General features: G+C 62.1%; 10 protein-coding genes. 6 read left to right on the top strand and 4 right to left on the bottom strand.

Annotation, left to right across the window (positions count from 1 at the left end; all coding sequences use genetic code 11):
* Positions 1–86: 86 nt before the first annotated feature.
* On the bottom strand, positions 87–788 hold the full coding sequence (locus NCT32_RS26330) for a CBS domain-containing protein (protein ID WP_086960724.1): 702 nt from the start codon (positions 786–788) through the stop codon (positions 87–89).
* Positions 789–1164: 376 nt separating this feature from the next.
* Positions 1165–1953 carry a hypothetical protein gene (locus tag NCT32_RS26325; RefSeq protein ID WP_143756276.1) on the bottom strand — a complete coding sequence of 263 codons (789 nt, stop codon included), beginning with the start codon at positions 1951–1953 and terminating at the stop codon, positions 1165–1167.
* 477 nt (positions 1954–2430) lie between these two features.
* Between NCT32_RS26325 and NCT32_RS26320 the strand changes: the two genes are divergently transcribed.
* From NCT32_RS26320 to dctA, 6 genes are all read left to right on the top strand, one after another.
* Positions 2431–4827 (top strand): phosphoketolase, encoded by a 2397-nt coding sequence (locus NCT32_RS26320; RefSeq protein WP_250477840.1) that lies wholly within the window; start codon positions 2431–2433, stop codon positions 4825–4827.
* Between the two features lie 80 nt (positions 4828–4907).
* Complete coding sequence (locus tag NCT32_RS26315) at positions 4908–6479, top strand: DUF3300 domain-containing protein (protein ID WP_086960722.1); 1572 nt, start codon at positions 4908–4910, stop codon at positions 6477–6479.
* A gap of 11 nt (positions 6480–6490) precedes the next feature.
* The gene (locus NCT32_RS26310) at positions 6491–7405 is read left to right on the top strand and encodes a DUF2950 domain-containing protein (RefSeq protein WP_061116428.1); all 915 of its coding nucleotides are present in this window, start codon (positions 6491–6493) and stop codon (positions 7403–7405) included.
* 233 nt (positions 7406–7638) lie between these two features.
* Entirely contained in the window at positions 7639–8817 is a 1179-nt protein-coding gene (locus NCT32_RS26305) for a porin (RefSeq protein ID WP_061116427.1), read from the top strand.
* A 292-nt stretch (positions 8818–9109) separates the two neighbouring features.
* Positions 9110–10039 carry a LysR family transcriptional regulator gene (locus tag NCT32_RS26300; RefSeq protein WP_061116543.1) on the top strand — a complete coding sequence of 310 codons (930 nt, stop codon included), beginning with the start codon at positions 9110–9112 and terminating at the stop codon, positions 10037–10039.
* Positions 10036–11337 (top strand): C4-dicarboxylate transporter DctA, encoded by a 1302-nt coding sequence (gene dctA / locus NCT32_RS26295; protein WP_061116426.1) that lies wholly within the window; start codon positions 10036–10038, stop codon positions 11335–11337. Before NCT32_RS26300 ends, dctA begins: the two co-directional genes overlap by 4 nt.
* A gap of 15 nt (positions 11338–11352) precedes the next feature.
* Here dctA and NCT32_RS26290 read toward each other — a convergent pair whose 3' ends face one another.
* Positions 11353–12135 (bottom strand): substrate-binding domain-containing protein, encoded by a 783-nt coding sequence (locus NCT32_RS26290; protein WP_061116425.1) that lies wholly within the window; start codon positions 12133–12135, stop codon positions 11353–11355.
* 21 nt (positions 12136–12156) lie between these two features.
* Entirely contained in the window at positions 12157–13455 is a 1299-nt protein-coding gene (locus tag NCT32_RS26285; RefSeq protein ID WP_061116424.1) for an MFS transporter, read from the bottom strand.
* Between the last annotated feature and the right edge of the window lies 1 nt (position 13456).

The following is a 13456-nucleotide window of genomic DNA, read 5'->3' as shown; positions in this document are numbered from 1 at the left end:
CGTGCCTCCGTCCGAGGCCATTGGCACTCATGCGCCTGTCCTGCACAGTTCCGTGCACTGCACGCTGCGAGAACCGTTCGTTGTTGCTAGCGCGACGACGAAACGGACGGCGGAAGCCCGAAGTGCGTTTTGACGTCTCTCACGCCCGGGACGTTCTCGGCCGCAACGCGGATCGCGTTGCCTTCTTCCGAAGGAATCACGGGCCCCCAGAGATGAACGGTTCCGTTCTCAACGGTGACGTTTTCCCGCGCGAGCGCCCAAGGATGATCTTTCATGGCCGCGAGCACGTCTTCGCGGATCGCGTTATCGCCGCTCTCCGCCGCAGTGGACACGTCGGGCGCCATGGTCACGAGCGCGCGAATCAGGTTGGCCCGGCTCACCACGCCGACAACTTTTCCGTCGCGCATGACCGGCACACGTTTGATACGGCGACGATCGAGCAGCTCGGCGATATCGGCGACGGGACATGTTTCAGTCACCGTCGAGACGTCGGTCGTCATCACATCTTCGACCTTCCTCGCGTGTTCCTTCACATACTGGTTTGCGAGTTCAGTCGTGGACGCAGCAAGCTCCAGCCACCACGAGCGCTGTTTGACGCCGGTCCCGATCTCCGCGCGCCGCATCAGATCGCCCTCCGTGACCATACCAAGTAGCCTGCCGGACTCGTCGACCACAGGCATCCCGCTGATGCCAGCGAACACCATCATCCCCGCGGCGTGCCGTATGGACATGTCCGGACTGGCCGTAATGATCCGGGTTGTCATGATGTCGGAAGCTCGCACGTTCATCTCCTTCGGGGAAGTCATCGCGGTGTGCCACGACGGTTGGTGTGCCGTTTGTGGGCCGTGCGCCTGACTTCGGAATCAGGGCAACTTCATGAGGTACACAACCGAATCCGCATTACCGGCGAGTTCTACACCGCGGGGCCCGCCCAGTCACAATTCAACTGGAGCGAGGCAATCCCAAGACAAAAAGCAGAATGCCGCTGTGGTCACAGTATGCGAACTCCAAAGTGAATTCAAGGAACCGGACGCGTGCGTGTCTCGTTGGATCCGGACGCTTTGAAGCTCGAATCGATCGCTCGTTTCGAATGTGAGGAAAAAATCCTCGGCGAGCCTGTCGCCGTAGTCAGCAATTAAAGAAATCGGCGACTGACTGGATTGCTCAATGCGATACGCCCTCCGACCGGACCGTTCTCCGCAATACGATGTCGCGTTCGGGATCGGGCAGCGCAAGGATCGCGTGCATTGTCACTCGCATCGCCCAGCATGCTTCGACGGGTGCCGCGGCTCTCGGGTCTCGGGAATAAGCCAGGTAACGCGCGATGTTCGCTGGAATATAACCAAGCTCATTCAGCAAAGACCGCTTCAGGCTCTCGTCGGCATGCGCGTATTGCTGGGCGGTGGGCACATCCGGCCGTGTTTCAGACCCGGCTGCTCGAAGGGCGGCCGACAACACATGAAAATACGCGTCGATATCGGCTTCAGATATCGCACTCAGCGAGATTCGATCGACGACTTCGCTCATTTCGTTCAAACCGAAGCAATCGGATGGAACCAGCGTGTCGAGGAACTTCGATATGAGCGAGACATATTGCAGCCGTAGCGCCGGCGACAGTCGTTCGAGGCCGTCCGACATCAGTTCGGCACGGGCGCGTGGATTCAAATAGATTTTGCTCGAACGACGGGCGTTTCCGGCGACCATGGAATCGGCATTGATGCGCGAGACCCAGGCGAGGATGAGTTTCCCTTTATCGGAAGCGGGATCGACGCCGTTTGCAACCAGCATCTCGTCGTAGACGGGTCGACGGTTTGCTGCGGAAAGCGCTGGCGAGTGATCGAGCACGGTCGAAGTGCCGAGCCAAAGCTCATCATATCTGAACGCAGCATGGACTTGAGACGCGTACATTGCCACAACCAGACAGGCGATCAGGCTACCGAACAAGGCATTCATGTCCCCCTCCGCGCCCGATGAACGCCCTTCGCGTTCGATCCGGTCGCGAGGGCTTCGCTTTCAAGATAGTTCAGCCAGAGCGATGAGCGCAATCGATTAAAAACTCGATACGCGACCGTCCAAAGCATTCCAGCTTTTCGAAAACGATTCGCCTCCTCATTGCACTATCCGCGGCAGTATTCCTTAGCGCCTGGCCACACGCGACGACCGCAACGCAACAGACATGACACCGTGGTGGCAGCAAGAGCGTCGTCCTGAAGGAAACTTTAAGTACTGACTTAAGCAAGGCCTCGTGCTACTTGAATTTGGTGCGCGTGCGTGATATCGACTCTATAACGAAGGGTCAGTTAAAGCTGTACATGACACCGGCAACGCTCAGCGTCCTCGCGGCGAAGGGACGACCCGTGCGCGGCGCAACGCCGCGCGGATACATGCCACCTATGTTCCGATGCACGTTCATTGAATGGAGACGTCGTAATGAGCAAGCACTCCAGAGGCGATACATCGCAAGAGCCTGTCCTCGAGAGCGACGAACTTCGACTCGTCGATGCGTGGTGGCGCGCGTGCAACTACCTTTCCGCGGGCATGATCTTTCTCATTGACAATCCGCTCCTGCGCGAGCCGCTCAAACCCGAGCACGTCAAGCAGCGCCTGCTCGGTCACTGGGGCGCGAGCCCCGCTCTCTCGTTCGTGTGGGCGCATCTGAACCGCGTGATCAAGCGTGACGATCTCGACGTGATCTTCATGGCCGGGCCCGGTCATGGCGCGCCCGGCGTGCTCGGTCCGGCGTACCTCGAAGGCACCTATTCGGAGGTGTATCCGGACAAGAGCGAAGATGAAGAAGGCATGCAGAAGTTCTTCAAGCAGTTCTCTTTTCCCGGGCATATCGGCTCGCACGTGACGCCGGAAACCCCGGGCTCCATTCATGAAGGCGGGGAGCTTGGGTATAGCCTTTCTCACGCGTATGGGGCGGCACTGGACAATCCGCGCTTGATCGTCGCCTGCGTCGTCGGCGACGGCGAAGCTGAGACCGGCCCGCTCGCGACGGCCTGGCACTCGAACAAGTTCATCAATCCCGCGCGCGACGGCGCCGTGCTGCCGATCCTGAATCTGAACGGCTACAAGATCGCCAATCCGACGATCCTCGCGCGCATCAGCCATGACGAACTCGAGGCGTTGTTCGTCGGCTATGGCTATCGACCGTATTTCGTCGAAGGATCGGATCCCGTCGAGATGCATCAAAAGATGGCGGAAACACTCGATGCCGCCACCGCCGAGATCCGCGCGATCTGGGACGAGGCGCGCAGCAATAAGGACGTCGAGCGGCCGCGCTGGCCGATGATCGTCCTGCGCACGCCGAAAGGCTGGACCGGCCCGAAGGAAATCAACGGTCACAAGGTCGAAGGCTCGTGGCGCGCGCATCAGGTCCCATTCTCCGATGTGCACGGCAATCCCGCGAATCTCGCGGTGCTCGAACGCTGGATGCAGAGCTACCAGCCCGAAGAACTTTTCGACGCCGACGGCCGGCTGCGCGCGGAGATTCGGGCGATCGCGCCCACCGGTACGCGCCGCATGAGCGCGAATCCCCACACTAACGGCGGCGTGCTGCGCAAGGAACTGAAGCTGCCGGATTTTCGCGACTACGCCGTCGATGTCGGTCAGGCAGGCAAGATCCAGCATGAGAACACGCGTCCGCTGGGCGCCTTCCTGCGCGACGTGATGCGTTGCAATATGGACAGGTTTCGCGTGTTCGGCCCCGACGAGACGGCATCGAATCGCCTACAGGCCATCTATGAAGTCAGCAAGAAAGTCTGGATGGCCGATCTCCTTCCGGAAGACGAGGACGGCGGCGAGTTGTCGCGCGACGGCCGCGTGATGGAAATGCTCTCCGAGCACACGCTTCTCGGCTGGCTCGAAGGCTATCTGCTGTCGGGGCGACATGGCTTCTTCCATACGTACGAAGCATTCGCGCATGTCATCGATTCGATGTTCAATCAGCATGCGAAATGGCTCGACATCTGCAAGAACCATGTGCCGTGGCGCGCGTCGGTTTCGTCGGAAACCATCCTGCTCTCGTCGACCGTATGGCGGCAGGATCACAATGGCTTCTCGCATCAGGACCCCGGCTTCATCGATCTCGTCACCAACAAGAGCCCGTCGGTGACGCGCGTGTATCTCCCGCCCGATGCCAACACGCTGCTCGTCGTGGCCGATCAATGCCTGCGCTCGAGCGATTGCATCAATGTGATCGTCGCGGACAAGCAGAAGCATTTGCAGTTCATGACCATCGACGAAGCGATCGTCCACTGCGCGAAGGGCATCGGCGTGTGGCGGCGCGCGAGCAACGACGAACACGAAGAACCCGACGTCGTCATGGCTTCCTGCGGCGATGTTGCGACGCAGGAAGCGCTCGCCGCGACCGCTATTCTCCGTGAGCGTTTGCCAGAGCTGAAGGTGCGCTTCGTGAACGTCGTCGATCTCTTCAAGATGCAGCCGAACACGGAGCATCCGCATGGATCGAGCGTGCGCAATTTCGAAAGCCTGTTCACCATCGACAAGCCCGTGATCTTCAATTTCCACGGCTATCCATGGCTGATCCACAGGCTCGCCTACCGGTTCCGAAATCATGAAAACCTGCACGTGCGCGGTTACAAGGAGAAGGGCAACATCAACACGCCGCTCGAACTGGCAATACTCAATCAGGTCGATCGTTTCAATCTCGTGATCGATGTGCTCGATCGCGTGCCTCGCCTGCGCGGAAGAACCGCGCACCTGAGAGAGGACATGAAGAACGCGGTCATCTCTCATCTGGATTACGCGCACACGCACGGCACCGATAAGCCGGAAATCGCGGAATGGGTGTGGCCGTTTTAATCGCGGAGCGCCGATGAAGTTCGCGTCAATTGCAGCAACATCGGCGCTGGATTCGAAGGGCGTAACGAACGGGGGCGGTCATGACGACACGGAGTGGACGGCTCCTTAGCGCGAGCCTCCTCGTCTTGCTGGCAGGCTGCCCCTCGAAACAACAGGATCAGCCGGCTCAGAACCCGCCCGCGGCCGCGTCGGCGCCCGCTAATGCTTCAGCAGCAGCTCCCGCCTCCATCGCGGCTCTTGCCTCTGCAGCGGCCCCCGCGTCCGTTGCGGCCTTGCCTCCCTTGCCCGCATCTGCGACGCAGCCTGCGGCCCAGCAATATCCGCCCGAAGAACTGGAGGCGCTGGTCGCGCCGGTCGCGCTTTATCCTGATTCGTTGTTGTCGCAGGTGCTGATGGCGTCGACGTATCCGCTGGAGATCGTGCACGCCGCCCGGTGGGTCAAGTCGCATCCGAATGTGAAGGGCGACGCCGCGGTGATAGCTGTCCAGGATCAGTCATGGGACGTCAGCGTCAAATCCCTGGTGGCGTTTCCCCAAGTGCTCGTACCCATGAACGACAAGCTCGACTCGACCCAACGACTCGGGGATGCGTTTCTCGCTCAGCCGAATGACGTGCTGGCCGCCGTGCAGCGTCTGAGGATTCGCGCGCAGGATACCGGACATCTGAAGTCGACTCCGCAGCAGAAAGTGAGCGTCGAAGCACGTTCCGCCACGAGCCAGACCGGCCAGCCGGGCCAAGCGCCTCCCACGCAGAGCATCGTGCGCATCGAACCGGCCGACCCGCAGGTCATCTACGTGCCCTCCTACAATCCGACCGTCGTCTATGGGGGCTGGCCCGCGCCGGCCTACCCGCCGACGTACTGGCCGCCGCCACCGGCCTATTACCCCGGAGCCGCCCTTGCGAGCGGATTTGCATGGGGCCTCGGCATCGCCGCGGCGGGCGCGATTTTTAGCGATTGCAACTGGAACAGCAACGACGTCAACGTCAACATCAACAAGGCCACGAACATCGATCGCAACTTCGACCGCACCAAGGTCGAGAGCGGCAAGTGGCAGCATGACGCGCGGCACCGCCAGGGAGTTGCCTATCGCGACAACGCGACGCGCGACAAGTACTCACGCGGCGTGCAAGGCGCAGATTCCCGGCGCGACTATCGCGGACGCAACGGCGCCACGCCCGAGCGCGTGAGCACGGCCGATCGGACGGCGGCACGCAACCAGGGAACGGCCAGCCGGCAGGGTCGCGCAAACAACGCATCGGTCGCCAACCGCGCAGGCGCGAATGCCACCGGCGCCGGCAATCGCGCGAATGCGCCCAATCGTCAGGCGGCAGCAGGCGATCGAGCGCAGACGGCGAACCGCAATGCGGTCGCGGGCAATCGTCCTCAGACCGCCAATCGGACGGCTCAAATGCCAGACCGCGCTCAGTCACCGGCCCGCGGCAACGCAGGGAGCACGCAGGCGGGCAATCGGGGGGCGTACGCCGGCGGCGCGCGCGATACCGCATTCCAGGGCGTCGGCGGCGGTGGCGCGGCGCAACGCGATTTCAACCGTGGCCAGTCGAGCTTTCAGTCGTCGAACTTCAACCGTGGCGGCGGTGGCGGCGCGCGTGGCGGTGGTGGTGGCGGTGGACGCGGCGGCGGACGGCGTTGAGGAGAGCGACCATGAAGAGACTATCGGAGATTGTCGCGCTCCTCGCCGTGGCCGGAAGCACGATGACCGTCGCGCTCGCGCTCGCCGTCATTCCGGTTCCGGCGTTGAGCGCACAGAAGTTCTTCCAGACACCTGAAGCGGCGATGAACGCCTTCGGGACCGCCGTCGCCGACAACGACGAAGGCGAACTCAAGGCTTTGCTGGGCGCCGATTTCCGCAACGTGATTCCTTCGGTCGGCGCCGAGCTCCGGAACAAGTTCCTGACCGCCTGGAAGGCTTCCCACGCGATTCAGACGACCGACAGCGAGCACGCCCGAATCGTCGTCGGCAACGACGGCTGGACGCTGCCCATCCCGCTCGTGAAAAGGCAGCAAGGCTGGGAATTCGACATGCGCGCAGGCGCCGACGAAATGCGCCTTCGGCAGATCGGGCGCAACGAGCTCGCCGTGATTCAGACGATGCTCGCAATCTACGATGCACAACGCGAGTACGCATCGAAGTATCACGACGGCAACAAGGTTTACGTCTATGCAGACAAGTTCGTCAGCAGCGACGGCAAACATGACGGGCTGTATTGGCCGACCGGCGCGGATGAAGAACCGAGCCCGCTCGGTCCCGCCTTCATGACGGCTGGCGCTCGCGCCAGATCGGAGGCCGGCTACTACGGTTACCACTACAAGCTGCTACGCGCCCAAGGGCCTCATGCACCGGGTGGCGCATACGACTACATGGTCAACGGCCGTCTGTTGGGCGGCTTTGCCGTGGTCGCATGGCCCGCCCAGTATGGCGAAACGGGCATCAAGAGCTTTATGGTCAGTCACGACGGACAGGTCTATGAGCGCGATCTTGGCCCGGACGGTGACAAAAAGGTCGCAGCGATGAAGTCATTCGATCCCGGAGCGGGGTGGGAAAAGGAGGCGCCTTGAACCGCTGCGTTGTTCCTTCACCTCGAGGAGGCTCGTCAGGCTTTGCCTCACCCCGATGTTCGCAATGCCCATTTGAAGTTGGCGGGTTCGACTGCGGTCGCATAAAGTGAGAGGAACACATCGCGCCTTTTCGTGTCGATGATTCGCACGGCTGCGCGCCTGAAAGACATCGAGGTCTGTGTAGAAAGCGTTCCGGGAGAATTGAATCTCTCGGTCTTGGCTGGAGCAGGCAAATGAACAAGATGCTTGGAATCGGCGCGACGGCGATTGTCACAGTTGCCGGAGTAGCGCATGCGCAAAGCAGTATCACGCTTTATGGCCTGATCGACGCAGGCCTCACCTACACCAACAACCAGATCAGCGGAACGGGCGGCGGCCACAGCAACTGGGAGATGACGAGCGGCGCGGTCCAGTACGGTCGCTGGGGTTTGCGCGGAGTTGAAGACCTCGGTGCGGGAGTGAAGGCCATCTTCACCCTGGAGAGCGGCTTCAATCTGAACAACGGGCAGTTCTCGTCGAGCAACCGCATCTTCAATCGCCAAGCGTATATCGGCTTGTCGAGCCGCGATTACGGTGCGCTCACGCTGGGCCGCCAAACCGACAGCATGGTCGATTTCGTCGCGCCGCTTTCATTGACGGGTACGGAATTCGGCGGCACGCACTTCGCGCATCCGCTGGACAATGACAACCTGAACGATTCGTTTCAGATCAATAACTCGGTCAAGTATCTGAGTCCGAATTTCGGCGGCCTCAGGATCGGTGCGCTGTACGGCTTTTCCAATCAGGCTGGCGGATTCACGAATAATCGCGCATATAGCTTTGGTATGTCCTATGCCTGGGGAGCGCTGAATTTTGGTGCTGGTTACCTCGGGCTCAGCAGTTCCGCGCGCACGCCGGCACAGTTGAATACGGGCGGCGCAGTCACCGATACGACCGGCGCGTCCCTGCAGGGCGCGCTCGCGCCGACGGGTGTGCCTCTAGGCGTGCTGGCGAGCAATCAGAAGACCTTCGGCGCCGGCGTGAACTACACCTTCGGTCCGGCTGTGGCGGGTTTCGTCTACTCGCACACCAAGCTCACCCAATTCTTTCAGTCCGGGCTGAGCGGCACTTTCCAGAACTTCGAAGGAAACTTTCGTTATGCGCTGACACCGGCGGTCGAACTATCGGGCGCGTACACCTATTCGCGCGCCGGCGGAAACGGCGGAGGCGGCATTCCCCATTGGAACCAGCTAAGCGCGATGGCCGACTATCGCTTCTCGCGGCGCACCGATATCTACATTCAAAGCGCGTGGCAACGGTCGAGTCCAAGCGGCACTTCGCCATTGGGCGTGGCATGGATCAACGGCGTCGCCGCGCCGTCTTCCACGAGTACTCAGGTTGAAGCGACCGTCGGCCTGAGGCACCGCTTCTGATGCTCCACGAACGGCCGAGTTCTTGATGCGACGTTCGGCAACGCGGCGGAGTTGATTATCGCTTTCGTCGCCTTGCACGCAGCGCTTCCATTGCAGGGAACATGCTGCTCGTGTCCGGCGCGGCATTCGCTATCCCGAGCAGCGCTTCAATCCGCCCGAATGTCTCAGGCGACTTTGCGCCTACTCGCGGCAATCACTCTGATGTATCTTCACGAGCAACGAGTACTCTCCTCGATGGGCGCCTGGCTCCACGTCATGCAAAATACCCGCTTCTGATATGCGGAGACAGCTTGTGGGCGTCAACTTCGATCTGAACGATTTGCAGGCGTTTCGAGCCGTCGTGGAGTTGGGCAGCTTTCGCAAGGCTGCGGACTCAGTCAACATCTCGCAGCCGGCACTGAGCCGGCGCATCGAGAAGTTGGAAGCGGCGCTCGGCGTGCGACTTTTCGAGCGCACCACCCGTAGTGTGACACTCACGACCGTAGGCCGCGTGTTCGCCCCAAGTGCGGAACAGCTTCTCGACGATCTCGATGTCGCGTTGCTCGGCATCCGCGACGTGTCCACCAGCCGCCTGGGCCATGTGACCATCGCGTGCGTGCCGTCGGTAGCCTACTACTTCCTGCCGAGCGTCGTTGCTGCCTACCACGCCCGCTATCCGCGCATCCGGGTCAAGCTGCTCGACACGAGCGCGAACGAAGTCCTCGGCTCGGTCATCAGCGGCGAAGCCGATTTCGGCGTCAGCTTCATGGGCAGCCAGGAGACCGAGGTCGAGTTCAAGGTCCTGCTGCAGGAAAAGTTCGTGGCCGCGTGCCGCCGCGATCATCCGCTTGCCCGAAAGACCCGTGTGTCCTGGAGCGAGCTGTACGAACACGAATACGTATCCGTCGACAAGACTTCCGGCAACCGCCTGCTGCTCGATCAGGCATTGACCACCGTGGCGCCGGCTGTGCCGAGCATCTGCGAGACACGCCATGTCACCACGATGCTCGGCCTGATCGAAGCGGGCCTCGGCGTGGCCGCCGTGCCTTCGATGGCAATGCCCATGCGCGACCATCCGATCCTGACCAGCGTGCCGCTCGTCGATCCGGTCGTAACGAGGCGAGTCGGCATCGTGCGGCGCAGGGGGCGTCCGCTCGCGCCGGCCGCGCAGCAGTTCTATCAAACCATCCTCGACACCAAGCGCAGCGGCATGGCCGCTGCAGCAAAGAAGACCGCGAAATGACCCTGCCGAGGCCTTTCAATCTGCTCTACGTCCAGGTCCTGCTCTGCATGGGGCTCGGCGTGATCGTCGGGCACTTCTGGCCGCAGGCCGGTGCGTCGCTCAAGCCGCTCAGCGATGCATTCGTCGCGCTGGTGCGCATGATGATCGCGCCCATCGTCTTCTGCACGATCGTGACCGGCATCACGTCGCTGTCGAGCGGCTCGAAGATCGGCCGCGCCATTTTGAAAGCGCTGGCGCTGTTTTACTTTCTCACGATCGTCGCGCTCGTCCTGGGGCTCGCAACCGCCTTCGCGCTGCATCCCGGCGCAGGACTGCACATCGACCCGCACCATCTCGACACGGCCGTCCTCGCCCAGTATTCGACGCGCGCACAGCCGCACGGACTCGTGGAATTCGCGCTGCACGTGATTCCGGAGACGCTCGTCGGCGCGTTCGAGAAAGGCGAAGTGCTGCCGGTCCTGCTGCTCGCCCTTCTGTTCGGCTTCGCATTGAACGCCAGTCGAGGCACGGGGCGGCGGGTACAGGAATTCATCGATGGAATCGCGCACGTGCTGTTCGGCATTCTCGCGCTGATCATGCGGCTCGCGCCGGCCGGCGCATTCGGCGCGATGGCTTTCACGGTAGGCCGGTTCGGCATCCGCTCGATCGGCTCGCTCGGCATGCTGATGGTGTCGTTCTATGCGGCGTGCCTGCTGTTCGTCGTCTGCGTGCTCGGCCCGCTCGCGCGCCTGCACGGCTTCTCGCTCTGGCGGCTGCTGCGCTACATTCGCGAGGAACTCATCATCGTGCTCGCGACGTCGTCGACAGAACCCGTGTTGCCGCGCCTCATCGTCAAGCTGGAAGCGCTTGGCTGCGACAAGGGGATCGTCGGGCTCGTGCTGCCCGCCGGCTATTCCTTCAACCTCGACGGAACGGCAATCTACCTGACGCTCGCTTCGATGTTCATCGCTCAAGCATGCGACGTCCACCTCTCCGGCGGACAAATCGCGACGATGCTCGCGGTCATGCTGCTCACGTCGAAGGGCGCGGCAGGCGTATCGGGCAGCGGACTCGTTGCGCTCGTCGCGACGCTCGCCGTCATTCCGGACCTGCCGCTGGCGGGCGTCGCGCTGCTCGTGGGCATCGATCGGTTCATGTCCGAGTCGCGCGCCCTGACGAGCGTGATCAGCAACGCGTGCGCGGTGATCTTCGTATCGATGTGGGAGCGCGCGTGCGACCGAGCGCGCCTGAAAGAAGCACTGAGCCTCGCGCACGAGCCTGAAGAAGACTTCGATCAGCCCGCCGACCTGCCGGGCTGAATCGTTGCGCTCTTCTCAATGCGCGGCGACGGAATCGAGTCCGGTCGATATCACCTCCGGCTGCACGGCGGGCGACGCGAGATAGTCGAGCAGCGCCTTCGCTTCCTTCGGATGTTGCGCGCCAACGGGAATGCCGGCCGCAAAGCGCGTGACGGACTGCATCGACTCCGGAATCTTGCCGACGTACGCGGCGCCCTTCACCGGAAGCAACTCGCTCACCTGCTGAAAGCCCACTTCGTAATCGCCGGTCGCCACCACGGAGGCCACCGGGATCTTCGGGATCATCTTCGCCTTGGCCTTCACCTGCTCTTCGATACCGAGCCGCTTGAACAACTCGCGCTCGATATAGACGCCGCTCGCGCTGTCCGAATACGCGATCGACCGGGCGCGCAGCAGGGTTTCCTTGAGCGCCGCCTCGGACCCGATGTCAGGCTTCGGCGCACCGTCGCGCACAACCATGCCGATGCGCGAGTCCGCGAGCTCCACACGCGAGTCGGGCATTACCTTGCCCTGCCTGATCAGGTCGTCGAGTGCATAGCCGACCATGATCACCACGTCCGCAGGCTCGCCGCGCTGAAGACGGTTTGGAATGGCCTCCGGCGACTTGCCCATCGACGGGCCGAGCGCGGTGTCTAGGGTATCGCCCGTCGATGCCGAGAACTTCGGTCCGAGCAGCTTGTACGCCGCGGTAAAGCCACCCGAACTCATCACATGCAGATCGGCGGCCTGTACGTTCGCCGCGGCGACGGCGTTGCCGAGCAGCGCGGCGGTGCAGAATTTCAGAAGGATGGATTTCATGTCTGGAAGAGATGCGATGATTCAGGACGCCGCATGCAGCGGAACGGAACGGCGACGATACAGTGCCAGCGTTGCTCCGAGTCCGCACACCGCGGCGAAGCTCATCCAGTAGCCGGGCGCGGCCTTGTCGCCTGTCATGTGAATGAGCGCGGTCGAGATGACTGGCGTGAAGCCGCCGAAAACCGCCGTCGCGAGGCTGTAGGCAAGCGAGAATCCGGCGACACGCACGTCGACCGGCATCACTTCGGTGAGCGCGACAACCATCGCGCCGTTGTACATGCCGTACATGAACGAGAGCCACAACAGCACGAGCAGCATGTTGACGAAGCTCGGCGCGTGAGCGAGGAGCGAAAGCGCCGGATAGGCGGTCGCAATAGCGAGGATCGTCATTCCAAGAAGAAGCGGACGGCGTCCGATGCGGTCTGACAGCGCGCCGCCAATCGGCAGCCAGATGAAGTTGGAGATGCCCACGCACAGCGTGACGAGCAGACTGTCGGCGGTGCTCAGATGCAGGACCGTCTTGCCGAAGGTCGGCGCATAGACGGTGATGAGATAGAAGCTCGTGGTGGTCATTGCGACCAGCAGCACCCCGGCGATCACGACAGTCCAGTTCTGCACGAGCGTCGCAAAGACTTCCTTCATGCTCGGTCGATGCTGGCGCTGCTTGAATTCCCGCGTTTCCTCGAGATTGCGCCGAAGAATGAAGATGAAAGGCACGATCATGCAGCCGACGAAAAACGGCACGCGCCATCCCCACGCGGCGATCGTCGCCGTGTCGAGCCATTGATTGAGCGCGAAGCCGAGCGCTGCCGCCACCACGATCGCAACTTGCTGGCTGGCGGACTGCCAGCTCGTGAAGAAGCCCTTGCGTCCCGGTGTCGCCATTTCGGCGAGATAGACCGATACGCCGCCCAGTTCCGCACCCGCCGAGAAGCCTTGCAGCAGACGGCCGATCAGAACCAGCGCCGGCGCGAAGAGTCCGATCGTCGCATAGCCGGGCACGAACGCGATCAGGATGGTGCCGCTCGCCATGATCGACAGCGTGACGATCAGGCCCTTGCGCCGGCCCACATCGTCGATATACGCGCCGAGAATGACCGCGCCCAGCGGACGCATCAGGAAACCGGCGCCGAACACGGCAAACGTCATCATCAGCGAAGCGAACTCGCTTCCCGCGGGAAAAAAGACCGCGGCGATCTGCGTGGCGTAGAACCCGAACAGGAAGAAATCGAACTGCTCCAGGAAGTTGCCGGCCGTCACGCGCAGTACGGCGGATGTCTTCGATTGGCCGGGGGCAGAGGTGGTTGAAGAGGGATGCATC

The sequence above is a fragment of the Caballeronia sp. INML2 genome, assembly GCF_023631365.1.
GTDB classification, from domain to species: domain Bacteria; phylum Pseudomonadota; class Gammaproteobacteria; order Burkholderiales; family Burkholderiaceae; genus Caballeronia; species Caballeronia turbans.
The sequence above is the reverse complement of the archived record's forward strand: the minus strand, read 5'-3'. Positions and strand labels throughout refer to the sequence as shown.

Excerpts from the sequence above, each read along its gene's own strand:
- NCT32_RS26325 (WP_143756276.1), bottom strand. The coding sequence starts at position 1,953 with ATGAATGCCTTGTTCGGTAGCCTGATCGCCTGTCTGGTTGTGGCAATG.
- NCT32_RS26305 (WP_061116427.1), top strand. The coding sequence starts at position 7,639 with ATGAACAAGATGCTTGGAATCGGCGCGACGGCGATTGTCACAGTTGCC.
- NCT32_RS26290 (WP_061116425.1), bottom strand. The coding sequence starts at position 12,135 with ATGAAATCCATCCTTCTGAAATTCTGCACCGCCGCGCTGCTCGGCAAC.
- NCT32_RS26315 (WP_086960722.1), top strand. The coding sequence starts at position 4,908 with ATGACGACACGGAGTGGACGGCTCCTTAGCGCGAGCCTCCTCGTCTTG.
- NCT32_RS26320 (WP_250477840.1), top strand. The coding sequence starts at position 2,431 with ATGAGCAAGCACTCCAGAGGCGATACATCGCAAGAGCCTGTCCTCGAG.
- NCT32_RS26285 (WP_061116424.1), bottom strand. The coding sequence starts at position 13,455 with ATGCATCCCTCTTCAACCACCTCTGCCCCCGGCCAATCGAAGACATCC.
- NCT32_RS26310 (WP_061116428.1), top strand. The coding sequence starts at position 6,491 with ATGAAGAGACTATCGGAGATTGTCGCGCTCCTCGCCGTGGCCGGAAGC.
- NCT32_RS26330 (WP_086960724.1), bottom strand. The coding sequence starts at position 788 with ATGAACGTGCGAGCTTCCGACATCATGACAACCCGGATCATTACGGCC.
- dctA (WP_061116426.1), top strand. The coding sequence starts at position 10,036 with ATGACCCTGCCGAGGCCTTTCAATCTGCTCTACGTCCAGGTCCTGCTC.